The 17,589-nt window shown below is 39.1% G+C and carries 13 protein-coding genes; all 13 read right to left on the bottom strand.

Translation table 11 applies throughout. The features are described 5' to 3' along the window. Nucleotides 1-207: 207 nt before the first annotated feature. Nucleotides 208-1,206: a signal recognition particle-docking protein FtsY gene (ftsY, locus tag CYK55_RS00935; RefSeq protein ID WP_034689385.1), complete on the bottom strand. Its 999-nt coding sequence runs from the start codon at nucleotides 1,204-1,206 to the stop codon at nucleotides 208-210. A gap of 12 nt (nucleotides 1,207-1,218) precedes the next feature. Beyond that, complete coding sequence (locus CYK55_RS00930; protein ID WP_034689386.1) at nucleotides 1,219-2,028, bottom strand: Cof-type HAD-IIB family hydrolase; 810 nt, start codon at nucleotides 2,026-2,028, stop codon at nucleotides 1,219-1,221. Nucleotides 2,029-2,036: 8 nt separating this feature from the next. After that, the gene (gene smc / locus CYK55_RS00925) at nucleotides 2,037-5,618 is read right to left on the bottom strand and encodes a chromosome segregation protein SMC (RefSeq protein WP_034689387.1); all 3,582 of its coding nucleotides are present in this window, start codon (nucleotides 5,616-5,618) and stop codon (nucleotides 2,037-2,039) included. A gap of 12 nt (nucleotides 5,619-5,630) precedes the next feature. After that, entirely contained in the window at nucleotides 5,631-6,323 is a 693-nt protein-coding gene (gene rnc, locus CYK55_RS00920; RefSeq protein ID WP_034689388.1) for a ribonuclease III, read from the bottom strand. An 818-nt stretch (nucleotides 6,324-7,141) separates the two neighbouring features. After that, nucleotides 7,142-7,342 carry a hypothetical protein gene (locus CYK55_RS13650; RefSeq protein ID WP_241234781.1) on the bottom strand — a complete coding sequence of 67 codons (201 nt, stop codon included), beginning with the start codon at nucleotides 7,340-7,342 and terminating at the stop codon, nucleotides 7,142-7,144. Between the two features lie 492 nt (nucleotides 7,343-7,834). Next, a complete protein-coding gene (locus CYK55_RS00910) occupies nucleotides 7,835-9,616 on the bottom strand; it encodes an oligopeptide ABC transporter substrate-binding protein (RefSeq protein WP_034689389.1) in 1,782 nt (593 codons plus the stop codon). A 25-nt stretch (nucleotides 9,617-9,641) separates the two neighbouring features. After that, the gene (locus CYK55_RS00905) at nucleotides 9,642-10,556 is read right to left on the bottom strand and encodes an ABC transporter permease (RefSeq protein ID WP_010734434.1); all 915 of its coding nucleotides are present in this window, start codon (nucleotides 10,554-10,556) and stop codon (nucleotides 9,642-9,644) included. A 28-nt stretch (nucleotides 10,557-10,584) separates the two neighbouring features. Then, nucleotides 10,585-11,547, bottom strand: a complete 963-nt coding sequence (opp4B, locus tag CYK55_RS00900; RefSeq protein WP_010734435.1) for an oligopeptide ABC transporter permease — start codon at nucleotides 11,545-11,547, stop codon at nucleotides 10,585-10,587. Beyond that, nucleotides 11,547-12,491, bottom strand: coding sequence for an ABC transporter ATP-binding protein (locus CYK55_RS00895; RefSeq protein WP_010734436.1), 945 nt, complete (start codon nucleotides 12,489-12,491; stop codon nucleotides 11,547-11,549). Before CYK55_RS00895 ends, opp4B begins: the two co-directional genes overlap by 1 nt. After that, nucleotides 12,492-13,496, bottom strand: coding sequence for an ABC transporter ATP-binding protein (locus tag CYK55_RS00890; RefSeq protein ID WP_034689391.1), 1,005 nt, complete (start codon nucleotides 13,494-13,496; stop codon nucleotides 12,492-12,494). A gap of 587 nt (nucleotides 13,497-14,083) precedes the next feature. Beyond that, nucleotides 14,084-14,326 (bottom strand): acyl carrier protein, encoded by a 243-nt coding sequence (gene acpP / locus CYK55_RS00885; RefSeq protein WP_023518907.1) that lies wholly within the window; start codon nucleotides 14,324-14,326, stop codon nucleotides 14,084-14,086. Nucleotides 14,327-14,445: 119 nt separating this feature from the next. After that, entirely contained in the window at nucleotides 14,446-15,447 is a 1,002-nt protein-coding gene (gene plsX, locus CYK55_RS00880; RefSeq protein WP_034689393.1) for a phosphate acyltransferase PlsX, read from the bottom strand. Nucleotides 15,448-15,493: 46 nt separating this feature from the next. Next, a complete protein-coding gene (gene recG / locus CYK55_RS00875; protein ID WP_126133808.1) occupies nucleotides 15,494-17,530 on the bottom strand; it encodes an ATP-dependent DNA helicase RecG in 2,037 nt (678 codons plus the stop codon). Nucleotides 17,531-17,589: the final 59 nt, after the last annotated feature.

The following is a 17,589-nucleotide window of genomic DNA, read 5'->3' as shown; positions in this document are numbered from 1 at the left end:
TTTTTGATTTATACTCGAAATATTATTCCTTAAATATCGCTATTCCATTGGAAGGAGAATAAAGAGCCTGAAACAAACGGAACCTCTTCAAAAATAAAGGAAAAACCACGGAAATTTAACGAACGATTCCCGTGGCTTCTTTTTTATTTCTTGAAGTTGAACACCTTTGTTACAAGCTCTTTAGATGAACTTATGCTCATATATTTTTTATTCTTCTTTCAATAAGCCCTTAAATAGACCGATGACAAAGTCATTGGGATCAAAAGCTTCCAAATCATCGATTCCTTCACCCAAACCAACAAGTTTGACTGGAAGGTGCAATTCATTACGAATGGCTAAGACGATTCCACCTTTAGCTGTACCGTCTAATTTTGTTAAAACTAGCCCTGTCACATCAGAAGTTTCTTTGAACTGTTTCGCTTGGACCATAGCATTTTGCCCTGTCGTCGCATCTAACACAAGTAAGATCTCATGTGGTGCTTCTGGTAATTCTCGTTGGATCACACGTTTGATCTTCTCTAATTCATTCATCAAATTGACTTTGTTTTGCAGACGTCCAGCTGTATCAACAAGTAAAATATCTGCTTGTTGTTCTTTAGCTTTTTCGATGGCATCGTAAACGACTGCCGCAGGATCACCACCAGCTTTGCCTCGAACCACTTCAACTTCTGCACGTTCTCCCCAAACGACTAATTGATCGATCGCACCCGCACGGAAGGTATCTGCTGCGGCTAACAATACCTTTTTGCCTCCCGTTTTGTATTGATGTGCTAATTTACCGATACTCGTCGTCTTTCCTACGCCATTGACACCAACAAAGAGGATCACCGTTAAGCCTTCTTCTTGAATATTCAATGTATTGACTTCATCGATGCCTTCTTGCTCATAAAGCTCAACTAATTTTTCGATGATCGCATTTTGGATCTCAGCTGGTTTCTTGGCGTTTCTTAGCTTCACTTCTTGGCGTAACGCTTCAGTGATCTTGATGGCTGTTTCAAAGCCGACATCTGCACCGATCAATGTTTCTTCCAATTCTTCGAAGAAATCTTCATCGACCGTACGGAAATTCGCAAACAGTTCATTCATTCGTTCACCGAACGTTTTACGGGTCTTTTCTAGACCCTTGTCATATTTCTCTTGTACTTCTACTTCTTCTGGTGCTTCTTCACCAGTAAAGGCTCGTTTGATCTTATCAAAAAATCCCATAGTATACCTCCTTTACACTAAAACAAATTGTTGGATCGCTTTTGCTACCCCATGTTCGATGTTACTTGCCGTGACATGATCAGCGGCTTCTTTGACAAAAGGCACCGCATTTTCCATGGCTACACCAAGTCCTGCGTATTCGATCATCGGTAGATCATTTTCCTCATCTCCGATTGCCATGATCTCACTACGTTCAAGTCCTAAATCTTTTGCTAATAAAGAAATGCCATATGCCTTAGTAACGCCTTTTGGCATAAATTCTAATAAAACATTGCGCGTTTTGATAATCTCATATGACTCATAATAAGCGCTTGGAATGTCCTTGATTTTTGCATCTAGTTCTTCTTGCTCATAGGCAATGACTGCTTTGTTCAACACAAACTCATCTGTGATATCAGCTAGTACTGCTGGTTGGAATTGCAATAAGCTGTTTAATACATTGTACAACGATTGCTTTTGAGGCGCACTAGGTAATTGCAAGACAACATTATCTGATAAGACGTCTAATGGCAAGTCTAGTTCTTGTGCCAACGCATAAAGACGATGGATATCAGACACAGACATCGCTTTTTTCTCTATAATTTCACCTGTATCATTTTTCTGGACTAAGCCACCGTTGAAGGTAATGCTATAATCGCCTTCTTCGATTAAACCTAATTCTTGTAAATAGTGAGCCATTGCTGCTAAAGGACGCCCCGTGCATAAAACGATTTTTATCCCTTGTGCTTTTGCTTGAGCCAAAGCTTGTTTATTCTCAGATGAGATTTTCTTTTCTTCGTTCAATAGTGTTCCGTCTAAATCGATAGCGATTAATTTAATCATTTCGTCCCCTACACTTTCGTTTCACTCATTCTTCCTTCTTCATTGATGTCTTCCATACGGACAGAGACGATTTTTGAAACCCCAGACTCTTGCATGGTTACACCGTATAAGACATTCGCAGCAACCATCGTCCCTTTACGATGCGTCACCACAATAAACTGTATATCGTCTTGGAACTCGCTGAGATAGCGACCAAAGCGTTTGACATTGGCTTCATCTAGCGCAGCTTCGACCTCATCAAGGATACAAAACGGTACAGGGCAGACACGAATAATCGAAAAGAGCAACGCAATAGCAGTCAATGCACGTTCTCCTCCTGAAAGTAAACTTAAACTTTGTAGTTTTTTACCTGGAGGCTGAACTTCGATTTCAATCCCTGTCTGCAACAAATCCGTCGGATCAGTCAACACAAGCTCTGCGCGACCGCCACCAAACATATTTGGGAAAACGATTTTGAATTCTTGACGGATTGCTTCAAAAACTTCTTTGAAACGAGTCCGTACCTCATCGTCCATTTCATCCATTGTTTCAAATAATTGATCCTTAGCCGATAATAAGTCATCCCGTTGCGTAGCCAAGAAGGTATGACGTTCATTCACTTGCTCATACTGCTCAATGGCGTTCAGATTTACTGGGCCTAAACGATCGATTTGTTGTTTCAACGAAGCAACTTCTACCCGGCTGTTCGCTACATCCGTTGTTTCTTCATAAGCTTCACAAGCTTTTTCATAATTCATCTGATACTCCATTTGAAGATAATTCAAATGATTATCCAAAATCATTTCCGCACGATTCTTTTGGACCTCTAACTGTGACTGCTCTGTCAAAAGTTCTTTTTGTTTACGGTTTTCAGCTAATAGGTCGGCATCCAACGCATCGATGGTCGCTTGCATTTCTTCACGTGACTGTTTGGCGTCTTCTAGAGAAGCTTTTAAGCGATCTCTTTCTGTCGCTAAATCAGCGATTCGTTGATCTAAACTTTCTTCTGTCAGTTCGTGATCAGAGAAGTCCGCAGTCAATGCATGCAGTTGTTGTTCTAGTCCTTCTTGTTTGGCTAATGCCTCATTTTTTTGTACGCGTGCGCCACGTAGTTGGATCTGTAAATGATTGAATTGCTCTTTCAATACGGCTAATGAGGCTTGCTCCTGTGCTTGTTTTTCCTGGATCTGCGCGCGACGTTCTTCCATCTTGTCACTTTCTTGACTCAATGAACTGATTTCAGTATCGATCTCTTGGCGTTGTATTTCGAGTTCTTGCTGTTTTGCCAAAAGCTCTGCCTGTTGTTTTTGATAATTCTCCATGAATTGTTGCAGTTCACGCGTTTCATAACTTGAGATTTGCTGTTCTTTTTCAAAACGAGTGAGTTCGTTGGCCACATTTTGTCGTTGATTTGCTACTTCTTGTTCTTCAAAGCGTAACTGTTCTCCTTGTGTTCGAAGAAGTTCTTGTTCTTCTGCCAAAACCGTGATTTCTTGTTGCAATGCTTGGACTTTCTTTTCTTGACTTTGCAATTCCTGATCGGCTTGTTGAAACTCACTAGTCAATTGTTTTAATTCTTGATTTTGTGCAAATAAACTTCCTTGATTGCCTCGCTTCGTCGCCCCACCAGTCATTGAACCACCGGCATTCATGACATCACCTTCTAACGAGACCACACGATACTGGTAACGGATCTGTTGGGCAATGGCATTGGCACTTGCTAAGTCTTTTGCTAATAGAATCGTCCCTAATAGATTGTGGACGATTGTCTGGATCTGTTCGGGATAAGTCACTTGTTCGCTAGCGATCCCGATAAACCCGTCAACTGTTTGCGCTTGTGCAAAAATATGAGCAGGTAATTGACGAGGCTTGATTGTCGTTAATGGTAGAAACGTTGCTCGGCCACCTTTTTGTTGTTTCAAATAAGTGATGGCTTGACGTGCATCGCCTTCATTTTCAACAATGACATGTTGCGCCGAACCACCCAAAGCTGTTTCGATTGCCAATGTATAATCCGCTGGAACATCGATCAATTCAGCAACCGCTCCAACGATACCTGAAAGACGTTGTTTTTGTTGCAAGATCAAACGAACACCTTGATAAAAGCCAAAGTAATTTTCTTGGATTTCTTGTAAACTTTTCTGACGTGCTCGTAATTGTTGGACTTGGTTCATCAGTTGATACATTTTAGGCTGTTCTTTTGCCAAGCGCTTTTGTGCTTGTTTCCCTTTTGTTTGCACAAGTTCAAGTGACGCTTTGACCTCATTCAAAGCTTGCTGTAGCTTTTCATGTCGCTCTGTCAATTCGATTTGCTTGGCGGACATTTTCGCAACATTAGCTTCCACTTCAGATTGTTTGGCTAGTGTTTGCTGACTTTTAGATGTCTCTTGGACATATTGACGCTCCAAGTACTTCAATTCATTGCCGACAGTTGCTTGTTCTTGCATCAGATCAACATACTGATCGCGCAATTCTGCCAACAATTCTTTTGTTGATTTTTGGTATTTCTCCAATTCTTGTTGCGTACTCATCAGTGCTTTTTCAGCCTGTTGGATCTCTGCTTCTTTTTGACTGACTTCTCGTGTCAAAGTCGCTTTTAATTCTTCAAAATGAGCCACTTTTTCTTGTACTTCAGTTAAAGAAGCTTGGTATTCTTTTGTGCTCTTTTGGGTATGCTTCGTTCGCTCAAGTAATACTTCTTTTTGTCCTTCTGTTTGTTTCAATTTTTCTGACAAGGCTAACAAGGTTTGTTGATTTTTTTCGATCATGCGATCGGCTTGATTGTTTTGTTTGCGTTTGTCTGCTAATAATTGTTCTTTCGTTTGGATCTGCGTCGTTAATGACGTCAACGATTGATTGAACTGATCCAGTTGTATTTGGCGTTCATCCCACTCTTTTTTTGCAGCCTTGATTTCCGCAATCATTAAGGAGATATCCGTCTTTGTCAATGTTTCTTTTAATCGTAAAAACTCCTTAGCTGCCTCACTCTGGGCGGCCAAAGGAGTTAATTGCTCTTCAAGTTCATAGATGATATCTTGGACACGGCTTAGATTATCCTCTGTTTCAAAAAGCTTTTGCTCCGCCTTTTTCTTGCGCTGTTTGTATTTCAAGACTCCGGCTGCTTCTTCAAAAATCCCTCGTCGATCTTCTGGCTTACTACTAAAAATCGCTTCGACTTTTCCTTGAGAGATGATCGAAAATGATTCTTTCCCTAAGCCAGAATCCATAAATAATTCTTGGATATCTTTCAAACGGCAAGGTTGTTTATTGATGAAAAAGTCGCTTTCACCTGTTCGACGGTAACGACGTGTCACACTGATCTCACTATACTCTAGTGGCAAGTAATGATCAGAGTTGTCTAATACGACGGTTACTTCAGCGACATTCAATTGTTTACGGGAATCAGAACCGGCAAAAATAATATCCGGCATTTTCCCACCACGAAGGCTTTTCGCAGACTGTTCTCCTAGTACCCAACGGATGGCCTCGGTAATATTACTTTTCCCGCTACCATTTGGTCCAACGACCGCTGTGACACTATTTTCAAACTCAATGATTGTTTTATCTGCAAATGATTTAAAGCCGGCTATTTCAATGCGTTTTAAATACACGAAGCCTTTCCCTCACTTACTTAGTGCTGCTAAAGCATTCTCAGCAGCAGCTTGTTCTGCTAGTTTTTTCGATTTTCCTTGTCCAGTTCCAATCAACCGATCATCAACGTATACTTCGATCCAAAAAATACGTTCGTGTGCTGGACCTTCTTCATTGATCAAACGATATTCGATCAACACGTCTCCTGCTTTTTGCAATACTTCTTGTAATCTTGTTTTATGATCCATCTCATGGGAAAAAGCACCGGCACGTACCTTTGGAAAAATCACCATTTCAATAAACGCATGTGCTGCGTCAAATCCTTGATCAAGGTACAATGCTCCTAAAAAAGCTTCAAACAAATCACAAAGAAGTGCTGGACGTGTGCGTCCACCAGAGTTCTCCTCACCTTTTCCTAACAGGATATACTGATCAAAATGACATTCCTTGGCAAATTTGGATAAACTATCTTCACGTACGATAGCTGCACGAGTTTTGGTCAATTTTCCTTCCGGAATATCTGGATACAAACGATACAGATATTCTGAAACCATCAACTCTAATACAGCATCTCCTAAAAACTCAAGACGTTCGTTGTCTGACAATTGCAAATTGCGATGCTCATTCACATAGGATGAATGGGTAAAAGCTTGTTCAAGTAAGTTTAAATCGTGAAAAACGATGCTATACTTTTCTTTCAATTCTTTTGTTAGCTGATTGTCCATTTCCCACATTCCTTTATGGCTATTTTTTCAATACTTCCTTATTATACTGGTTTTTTATAAAATATGAAATGGTTGAGACAAAAGGTATGAAAAGCTTTATAAACCATGTTGAAGATTCTTTTTCATAAAAGTATACTAAACCTTGTAATATTCCTAAATCCAGCTCATTACTTATCAAAGAACAAAAAAAGCACTTTCCAAAAAACAGAAAATGCCTTTTTAAAGTTATATTAATTGTAGTTGGAATCAGCGATTATTCAGTCAGTATAATTTAGCACACGTATATTTAAACAATGTCCAAATATTTTAATAGGAGTACTTTCATTACAATATAAGCACTGAACAAATCTTGCTCTTTTTCATTTCTATGTAATCTAAAAAAATAAGTAACAACATCAGATTTTATAGGTGTTAAAGTATATCTGATCTGATTAATGCATCTTGTTAAATCGACAAACTAATTTATGTATGATCGCCCAAGATTGTTCTTTCAATATCCAAAAAGTTTTCTGCCTCTTCTTCATATCCAAGCAGCCTTAGCATCTCAATAGTTATCGAGCCATCAAATTCCAAATCCCCAACGACAGACTGATACAAAGGAAACTTAACACTGTAACTATAAATAACCCTCGATAGATTTTTTCATAATGAAAGAAAAAAAGGACCTAAAATATGTTTTCAAATATTTAAATACCCGAACTGTATTTGAGATATCACTGAAGAGATTGTTGACTTCTAGTAACAACCTGACCGTAGCAGTAATCTCTATATAGCTCGGGTAATACTGTATAAAAAATTTGTCTTAGGTTCTTAAATCTCTATGCCCACCACCATCCAGAGGTATTTCCCGTAAATGCACGTGGAGCTTCTGCTCTTACTTCTACTCTAGGTCCTCCTGTGACATTAACAGTTTTTGTTCCCTTCGCCTGAACTGTGACTCTTCTACTAGATGGCGTAAATTCTCCCCATACTGTACCAAATCCAGGAACACCGGTTACTCCACCATAAAATGTAGCCATTGTGATTTTCTGCTGAATCATTACTGCTTGTTCTTGCACAATATCCATATCAAATATATTTGCATAGTTTGATATAATCAAAGGTTCATTCATTTCTGACGCACTTACTTGATCGATTGAGACAAATACTCCTATACCAGCAAAAGTTCCATAACACTAATAACTAATTTTTTGTTTTTCATAAAATTCTCCTTTGTATGTTTTATTTTTGATTTAGCATTTCAAAATGTCGATAAAGTAAGTATATATATGAAACGCACCCTCCCCTCTCTCCTATTTCATTTATTCTCATATCTATTATATATTTTTTTCATTATCAAAAAACAAATGTTTCCTTGTTTTTCCTAATTAAAAAACACCCATAGTTTATTTGTTATGTATTAATGATTGATGGTGACAAAACTTTCACAGACCTACACTTATTAAAAAAACCGAGCCAGCCGAGAATAGGAGAATCCTATCTCGAACTGATTCGGTTTTATCATTTGTTGATTATGAACGTGAATCGGAAGTTACAGATACAACAGCCCATGGATTGACAGCATCATATGCCCAGTTCCAATCTTTGACGCGGTCGTTTACTGGTAATACTTCGTTACGGAACAATGTTGGAATAGCAAAAGCTTCTTCAAATGCGTATTCTTGCCATTTTTTGTAAGCTTCTTTTTGGTAATCTGCATCAAATGCTGCACTTGAATTGATATCATTGATCAATTTTGTGTTTTCTTCTGACTCAAAACGAGTGTAGTTGAACGCTGCATTTGCACCCCATAGTCCACTTGGGTTTGGATCTGTTCCTGTGCTCCAAGCTGCTTGGTAGATATCGATTTCTGGATCATCATTTTCCAAACGATCATAGAATGAGTTGAATTCGATCAGACGACCTGTTGTATATTGAACATCTAAACCAATCTCTTTCCATTGTTGTACGTAGTAATCTGCTAATGGTTGTGCTGTTTCGCCACCTGCCATTGACGCAAAGTTGATTGTCAACTTGTTACCATCTTTGTCTTCACGGATACCATCGCCATCAACATCTTTATATCCTGCATCATCCAATAATTTATTGGCTTTATCAAGATCTTGTGTGAAGCCTTTTAGATCTGCATCGTGGAATGATTCAAATACTGGTGGAATCAATGAAGTCGCATTGCTTCTTAAACCAGCATAGAAACGTTCGCCTACTGCAGTGTTGTCTAACGCGTAACCCATTGCTTGACGTAATGCTTTGTCAGCCATTTTTGAGTTTGGATCATATTCAACACTTCCACTTTCAGCATTCCATTTACCTAGTTTGAAACCTAAGTAAGTGTATGAAGTTTGCTGACGTCCTAGATTCGTATAACCAGCGATATCTTTGTATGTGTCATACGTATCTGTTGGCATTTGGAAAATCATGTCATATAATTTTGAATTTAATGCTTCTGTTGCACTTGCTGTTGGTAATGATTTCATTGTGATTTTTTTCAATTGTGGTGTACCATTCCAGTAGTATTCATTTGGTAAGAACTCTACTGATTCACCAGCAACGATGTTACTCATATAGTAAGGACCAAATGTCACAGGATTCTTACGAACTTGGTCACTTGATTCCATGTCTTTGATAGCAATTCCTTCAAGTGTGTGTTTTGGTGCTGCATATGTCCAAATTCCACCACCTGCTTGAAGCATGCTTGGGTTCATTTCTTTATATTCGATTTTAACAGTTTTGTCATCTACTTTTGTAATTCCAGAAATCGTATCTGCACTACCGCTGTTATATTCTTCCATACCAACGATATTACGGAATGTATCATCGTAACGGATACCAGTGTATTCAGAGTTTCCGATGATTTCATAAGGGAAAATAACATCATCTGCTGTGACATCGACACCATCAGACCATTTTACGTTGTCTTTAAGTGTGATTGTTGCTGTTTTTGCATCTTCATCTAATTCTAATGAGGCTGCACCATCGTTTGTGATCGTGAAGTTATCATCATTTGAAAACAATGGTTCATGTGAAGGCGCCATAAATGCTGCATCAAAGGCATCTTGATAAAATTCCCATTGGAACAATCCTTTAAACTGACTGTCTGTTGCTACTGCCACATCTAACTGTCCATCTTCGATTGCTTCATCATTATTCGTTGTAGCTAATGGGAAAGTCAATTCACTTTTATCCCCATTATCTGCTGAATTATTACCTGACGAGCTAGTTCCGCCGCCATTTCCACACGCTGCTAATGCTCCCACAGATAGCAGTGTGACAAATCCAAAAATCGTTTTCTTCATATCCTATTTTCCCCCTTCACTTCTCTTATCCTAAACGTTGTCGCGCATCTGCAGAACGCTTAAATGCTTGTCCAACGTAGTTTATACTCAACATCAACACTAAAATTAGAATTGACGCGGGTAACCAAATCCATTGTCGATTCACTAAAACTTCACCATTACTTGCATAACCGATCAATGTTCCTAAACTAGGTACATTAGCTGGCAATCCAAAGCCTAAGAAAGTCAAAGTGGTCTCGATCCCAATATTTGCCGCAAAGTTCATTGTTAAGTTGGTGATGATCAATGAACTAAGGTTTGGCATGATTTCACGGAACATGATTTTGAAATCACTTGTTCCCATCGTTTTTGAAGCACTGACATAATCACGTCTAGCTTCTGATAACGTCTTACTTCTGAATAATCGGGCTTTAGCTACCCAATAAAATGCACTCATGATAAAAATAAATGACCAAACGTTATAGCGCGAAATGATCGAAACAAACACGATAATGATCAACATGATCGGTAAAATCATAATAAAATCAACAATACGCATCAATACGTTATCAATGATCCCACCATAAAACCCTGAAAGAATTCCAAGCCCTACTCCGATGATCGACGTAATGATCGTAATCGCAAAACCGATCATCACAGAGTTTCTTGCTCCGATAATCAATTGACCGAAGACATCACGTCCACCTTCATCTGCTCCTAAAAGGAATTTTGATCCTTGAGAAGAGATGGCGCCAGGTTCAGCATACTTATCAAAAATACTAACAAACATTACTTTATCTTGATCAATAAAGATCGCCCCGATAAAAATAACTAATAATAAAACAACTAACAAAGCCAGTGAAAAAATGGCTACTTTATCTTTTTTGAATTCTCGTGCAATCATTCGTATACCCATCGGTGGGATACTTTCTTGCGCAACTTCTTTGTTTTTATCACTCATGATCGATTCTCCCTTCTGTTTGATTTTTTTATTGGATTCGTATACGCGGATCAACAATGCTCATGATAATATCTGACAGCAGTGTTCCGACGAGCGTTGCGATTCCTAAAATCAAGACTAAGGCTGTGATTACGGTATAATCACGTTGACCGATTGAGTCAATAAACAATTTTCCGACACCAGGATAACCAAAGATTTTTTCGATAACGACAGAACCAGCAATCAATGAAGTAATTTCATACCCCATTTGAGATGCCATCGGCAATGCTGCATTACGGAAAATGTGACGACTGAATACTTTGTTTGTCGGCACCCCTTTGGAACGAGCTGTACGTACAAAGTCTAAGGATTTCGAATCAATGACTTCACTTCGTAAATACTGGATCGTTACTGCTGTGGCTAAAAAGGCCTGTGTGATCGATGGTAATAAAATGTATTGCAATCGATCCATCCATTGAGCGAAAAATCCTCCCTGGAAACCTAAAGTCTGAGAACCACTTGTTGGGAACCAACCTAAACGATAGCCAAAAACAAACAACATGATCAATCCGAAAATGAATAATGGAACAGCAAAACTGAAGAAGTTATAAATAACAACAGCTTTGTCCAAAATCGAATTTTGGTATCGACCAGCTAACATACCTAGTGGTACAGCAATCAAGTACGTAATAATAACAGTTAAAATAGATAAATATAAAGTATTGACGATTCGTTCCCCAATCAAAGAGGAAACCGAACGCTTATATAAGAAACTTTGTCCAAAATCACCTTGTAAGGCATTTCCGACCCAGCGGAAATATTGTTCATACCAAGGATCATTCAAGCCCGCTGCCTGACGCATCTGCTCGATCACAGCTGGATCTTGGTTTGGGTTGATCAATCCTGTAAACGGATCTCCAGGCATGGCTTGCGCTAGCATAAAGATCAACACACTAAGAATGATCACTTGTGGGATCATCAAAAGAACTCTTCGTAGAATCGTTTTCCACATTAGCTAGCACCTCCATCTTTCAACGCTACTTTGTGTGTAGTGGTTAGTGTACGTAAATCATACACTCGACCTGCTGTATCGTAGTAATCTTTTTGATGTTCGATATACTCACGTTCAACATTTCGTCGGTTTTGTTTTTGTATTTCCCGATTGTCTACATCGATGCGTGGAATCGCAGATAGTAAGCGTTTTGTGTAGATGTGGCGCGGATCATTATAGATATCTTCTCGTGTACCGATTTCAACAAATCGACCTTTATACATGATCGCGATGTTGTCACACATGTGTTTTACGACACCCAAGTCATGAGAGATGAATAAATAGCTCAAGCCAAATTCTTGTTGGATGCGTTTCATAAAGTTCAATACTTGTGCCTGAACAGATAAGTCTAGGGCAGATACAGGTTCATCAGCAACAATCAATTTAGGATTCGTTGCTACTGCTCGGGCAACGCCTAAACGCTGTCTTTGTCCACCAGAAAATTCATGAGGATATTTGTATAACGCATCTTCTGGCATCCCAACGATGTCCAATAAGCCTTTGACTTTTTTCTTTTCTTCCTGATCGCTCAAGCGTTCAAAGTTACGGATCGGCTCAGCGATAATGTCCAATACTCGTTTTTTAGGATTCAAACTAGACATTGAATCTTGAAAGATCATTTGGACGTCTTTGTTGTAGCCGATTTTTTTTCGGTTACTTCTTTTCGTGACGTCTTTTCCTTCATACATGATTTGGCCAGAAGTCACTTTTTCTAGACCGACAACCGCTTTTCCGGTTGTGGATTTCCCAGAACCTGATTCTCCAACTAATCCGTATGTTTTTCCTTTTTCAATAATAAAATCGACACCGTCTACTGCATAGACATGGTCTGTCACTCGGTTGAAAAACCCACTGCGAATAGGATAGTGAACTTTCAAATCTTTGATTGTAATTAATTCTGACATCTACACCTCTCCTTTTTCGTCTCTAAAGTGGAAATGTTTATAACATGAGCAACGTACCATATGATTCGGTGCGATTTCATGTAAGACTGGATTTTCTTCGTGAGCGCTCGCTGGGATCCAAGGAATCCGTGGCGCAAATCGGCAACCTGTTCGTGGCATATTTTTTAATGAAGGGACTACACCTTCAATCACATGTAACTCTGCCTCGTGATTTCCTTCTTGTGGAATTGAATTTAGCAATGATCGTGTATATGGGTGTTTTGGATTTTCAAATAACTCTTTGACTCCTGCAACTTCAACAAATTGTCCCCCATACATCACAGCAACACGATCCGCCATTTCAGCTACGACACCTAAATCATGTGTGATCAAGATGATCCCAGTTTTAGTTTCTTCTTGTAAATCTTTCAGTAAGTCAAGAATCTGTGCTTGAATCGTTACGTCCAAGGCAGTCGTTGGTTCATCCGCGATAATGATCGGTGGCTTACATGCAATCGCAATCGCGATGATCACCCGCTGTCTCATCCCACCTGACAACTCATGAGGATACTGACGTCCAACTCGTGCAGGATTCGGAATCCCTACTTGTTCTAGTAATTCTAATGCACGTGCTTGTCTTTGCTCAGCAGTCATTTTTGTATGGTAAGACAAACCTTCTTTGATTTGGTCTTCAATTCTCATCAAAGGGTTTAGTGCAGATAATGGATCTTGAAAAATCATCCCAATATCATTTCCGCGGATCTTGTTATACAATGTTTCATTTAATTCAATCAAATTTAAATCATTGTACATGATTTCCCCTGTGATCTTTGTATTGTTAGGATCTAATAATCCCATAATCGTTGTAGCTAACGTACTTTTCCCGCAACCAGACTCACCAACGATGGCTAAGATCTCGTTTTTATCTAAAGTAAAAGAAACGTCGTCTACTGCATCGTAGTATTCATCTTTTAGACGGAAGCCTGTGTGTAGGTTCTGAACATCTAATAATTGGTTATCTGACAATCGAATACCCCTCTCTGCTCCCTCGATGGAAGTTTTTAATAAAAAAAATAATCCTACACTGAATAACAACTTAGCAAAAAAAAATTAAATAAGTAGCATTCTAAGGAGTGTGTAATTAATTATTAATAATTATATAGAAAACCGTTTTATATTGCAAGATTATTTCACACTGTTGCCAGAATTGTCTGAAAAATCTTACGTAGCTATGTCAGCTCCTAAAGAAGATTAAAAAAAAATGAGGTATGTGGCTAACCTTCTCTTTATCCTACTATTTTTATAAATTAAGAATCATTATAAAAATCTGCAAAAATCACTTTTTATATGAAAAACAGTTTTAACCTAAGAGGTGTCCCATTTTAAAAAAGCATAATTATACAGTATATACGAAATAGAAATGTTGTGTAACTACCTCTTTCTATCGAATGTTGTGACATAATTCTTCTCTTTAAAAAAACTCTTTTTATTTAAATAACTATGATTGAAAAAGCCAAGAAACCATGAAATAGCTAAACTATTTCTGGCTTCTTGGCTTGAGTTGAAATTGGCTTTCGCCAATTCATTCATCAGTTGATGTGTATTTATTCAATTTATTTCAAGTGTTTGCTGATATAATCCACGGCACCGCCGACTGTTTCGATTTGTTCAGCATCTTCATCAGAGATCTCTGTACCAAACTCATCTTCCAGTTCAAGAACAAATTCCATGATACTAATTGAATCAGCTTTCAGATCATCTTTAATGTTCAATTCATCTGTCACTTTGTCTGTATCCATTTCAAAGTGATTTGAAATGATTTTAGCTACCTTATTAAATACTTCTTCGCGCGTCAATTTTTTCACCCCCACAATTCTTAGAACTACTACGTTTTCTTCACCATAGCTAATTTTACTGACAATTTTTTGGAATGTCCACCCTTTTTTCTCCATCAGCTTGTCAATTCGTAGAAAATTTAGTCCTCTTTTTTCTCAAATTGTTCCACCAGTTGTCCTACAACATTGGTTTCAAGCATCGTATGGATTTGACGGATCGTGTAGCGAACTGCATCTGGTCCAGTTGCACCATGCGTTTTGATAACTGGTGCTTTCAATCCAAATAAAACAGCTCCTCCATGTTTAGAATAGTCCATTTCAGATTTCAAAGAGCGCAAACCATCTTTTAGCAGTAATGCCCCCATTTTACCTTTGATGCCTTCATTCAAGATGGCAGATTTCAATAAGGTCATCATATTCATCGCTGTGCCTTCAATGGATTTCAACACTGCATTTCCGGTAAAGCCATCGGTTACTACGACGTCTGCCACACCATTTAGTAAGTCACGCGCTTCCACATTGCCAATGAAGTTCAAGCTTGTTTCATTTTGCAAGAGTTCAAATGCTTGTTTTGTTAATTCGCTTCCCTTAGTCTCTTCCGTCCCATTGTTGAGCAATGCTACGCGAGGTCGTCCGATACCACGAACTTTTCTCGCATAAAATGACCCCAAAATACCATATTGTAAAAGATGCTCTGGTTTGTTTTCTGCATTTGCACCTAAGTCTAGCATATCAAACCCTTCGCCTTCTTTGCCAATAACTGGCAATGTGGACATTAGTCCAGGGCGTTCGATGTTTTTTATGCGTCCAACAATAAACAAGCCAGCTGCTAGCAAGGCTCCTGTATTTCCTGCTGAAAAAATAGCATCTGCTTCCCCATTTTTAACTGCCTGTGCAGCTAAAACCATTGAAGCAGTTTTCTTGCGACGGATCGCTTTAACTGGCTCATCATCACTATTGATTTTTTCGTCAGTGTGGACGATCGTGATATTTGTTTCGTCTGCCAAATATTTCTTGATCTCTGATTCTTTACCGTAAAGAACAAATTCCAACTCAGGGAAATCTTTTTGTGCTAGAGCGATTCCTTCCACAATGGCTTGTGGTGCGTGATCTCCGCCCATTGCATCTACTGCAATTCTCATTATTATTTCCACTCCTTGTCATCATTTTGAAAGTGTTGATAATCTGTTAATCAAAATAACGATTATCTTGTTCGCCTAATTGCAACTTGGCTGTTAATGGTTGATATTCAGGTAATAACTGCCAGTCTTTGATTTGCCAGATTGCCGCAGCTTCTTCACGGGCAACCTCTAAGACATTCCCATCTGTTACTAGATCTGCGATCGCAAATTCTGGCAACCCGGATTGACGGAAGCCAAATACTTCTCCAGGACCTCGTAATTCTAAATCCTTTTCACTCAAGATAAAGCCATTTGTGGTTTCTGTCATGATTTTCATTCGTTCGACACCCAGTTCATTTTTCGGATTTGCCACGAGGATACAATAAGAAGCCTCACTTCCTCGACCGACACGCCCACGCAACTGATGCAGTTGCGCTAAGCCAAAACGATCCGCATCCATGATCAGCATGACCGTTGCATTCGGCACATTGACACCGACCTCGATCACTGTAGTTGACACTAAAATCTGGAGTTGATTTTCTTTGAATGTTTCCATGATTTGATCTTTTTCTTGATTCTTCATTTTACCATGCAATAAGCCAACTTCATATTCTGGTGCAAATAACTCACGAAGTTTTTCGTAAATTTCCACTGCATTTTTCACATCTAAAGCTTCGGACTCCTCGATCAATGGACAAATCACATACATTTGATGCCCTCTGCGCAATTCTTTATAGGTCCATTCTAGCACGCTATCTAATTGAGGTGTTCGGACCCATCTTGTTTCGATCGGAATCCGTCCAGCGGGAAGCTCATCGATCACAGATACATCCATTTCGCCGTATGCTGTAATTGCTAAGGTTCGAGGGATAGGGGTGGCCGTCATGAACAACACATCCGGACGCCAACCCTTCTCACGCAATACTTTTCGTTGGTTCACTCCAAAACGATGTTGTTCATCGGTGATCACTAAACCTAGATTTTGGAAGGCTACACCCTCTTGAATCAGTGCATGTGTTCCCACGACGATATCGATCTCCCCATTTTCTAACCGTTCTAATCGCTCGCGACGTTCTTTTGCTTTCGTTGATCCGGTCAATAACGCAACAGTCACTTCATTTGGGTCAAATAGTTGGGATAAACTTTCCATATGTTGTTGCGCCAATATTTCTGTTGGGACCATCAACGCTCCTTGAAAGCCAGCAGTCACTGTCGCATATAAAGCAATCGCAGCAACAACGGTCTTCCCACTTCCCACATCCCCTTGCAACAAACGCTGCATATGATGTGGATTACGGAGATCACGGCAAATTTCATTAGTGACACGTTTTTGTGCCATCGTTAATTCAAACGGCAATTTTTTCGTAAATTGTTTTAATCTTTCAACATCATAAAGGATCTCTAAGCCATTCTTTTCAGACTTTTCGGCTTTTTTCAGTCCTTGTAACTGCATCTGGAAAAAAAAGAATTCTTCAAAAACCATCCGTCGTTTGGCTTGATGATTTTCCTCATGATTTTGCGGAAAATGCATACTTCTTACAGCAGTTGGACGATCAAGCAAACGGTATTTTTCAATTAAAGATAGTGGTAAGTTTTCTTCAATCAAATCACCATACTCACTAAACCCTCGACGGATCAGATCGACCAATGTCGTTTGGCGAATGGATTTGTTGACATGATAGATCGGAGAGAAATCATCTGGACTTTGCGAACCAAGGATCTTCATCCCATTTAGTGCTTTACGTTTCGCATCCCATTTCCCATAAACTGCGATTTCTTCAGATAAAATGACTTTATCTTTTAAATAGGGCTGATTGAAGAAAGAAACATTGAATACTTCATGTTCTTGCATCATTCGAAACTGCAGACGGCTTTTTTTGTAGCCAAAACGACTCATTACTGGCGGCGAGACAACTAACCCTTTTAATGTAACTTTTTCTTGGTCTTGGATTTCGTTTAGATTTCTTTCTTGGATATCTTCATAACGAAAAGGATAGTAAGTTAACAAGTCTTCGATTGTATGGATGCCTAGGCTAGCCAAGCTATCCGCTCTTTTTTGACCAACACCTGCCAACACTGTGACTGGATCTGCTAACGAACGCATAAGATTTCCCTCCTTTAACAAAAAAAGGAACTTGGTCAACGATTCGCGAATCGTTGACC

Origin of the sequence: Enterococcus mundtii (assembly GCF_003957375.1) — a bacterium.
In the GTDB taxonomy this organism is placed as follows: Bacteria; Bacillota; Bacilli; order Lactobacillales; family Enterococcaceae; genus Enterococcus_B; species Enterococcus_B spodopteracolus.
Note: the sequence above shows the minus strand (reverse complement) of the source record. Positions and strands in the feature narration are given on the sequence as shown.

Bases quoted from the DNA above. Each gene is read 5' to 3' on its own strand.
- CYK55_RS00895 (WP_010734436.1), bottom strand. From the start codon at position 12,491: ATGTCAGAATTAATTACAATCAAAGATTTGAAAGTTCACTATCCTATT.
- recG (WP_126133808.1), bottom strand. From the start codon at position 17,530: ATGCGTTCGTTAGCAGATCCAGTCACAGTGTTGGCAGGTGTTGGTCAA.
- opp4B (WP_010734435.1), bottom strand. From the start codon at position 11,547: ATGTGGAAAACGATTCTACGAAGAGTTCTTTTGATGATCCCACAAGTG.
- CYK55_RS00905 (WP_010734434.1), bottom strand. From the start codon at position 10,556: ATGAGTGATAAAAACAAAGAAGTTGCGCAAGAAAGTATCCCACCGATG.
- ftsY (WP_034689385.1), bottom strand. From the start codon at position 1,206: ATGGGATTTTTTGATAAGATCAAACGAGCCTTTACTGGTGAAGAAGCA.
- CYK55_RS00930 (WP_034689386.1), bottom strand. From the start codon at position 2,028: ATGATTAAATTAATCGCTATCGATTTAGACGGAACACTATTGAACGAA.
- CYK55_RS13650 (WP_241234781.1), bottom strand. From the start codon at position 7,342: ATGGCTACATTTTATGGTGGAGTAACCGGTGTTCCTGGATTTGGTACA.
- CYK55_RS00910 (WP_034689389.1), bottom strand. From the start codon at position 9,616: ATGAAGAAAACGATTTTTGGATTTGTCACACTGCTATCTGTGGGAGCA.
- plsX (WP_034689393.1), bottom strand. From the start codon at position 15,447: ATGAGAATTGCAGTAGATGCAATGGGCGGAGATCACGCACCACAAGCC.
- rnc (WP_034689388.1), bottom strand. From the start codon at position 6,323: ATGGACAATCAGCTAACAAAAGAATTGAAAGAAAAGTATAGCATCGTT.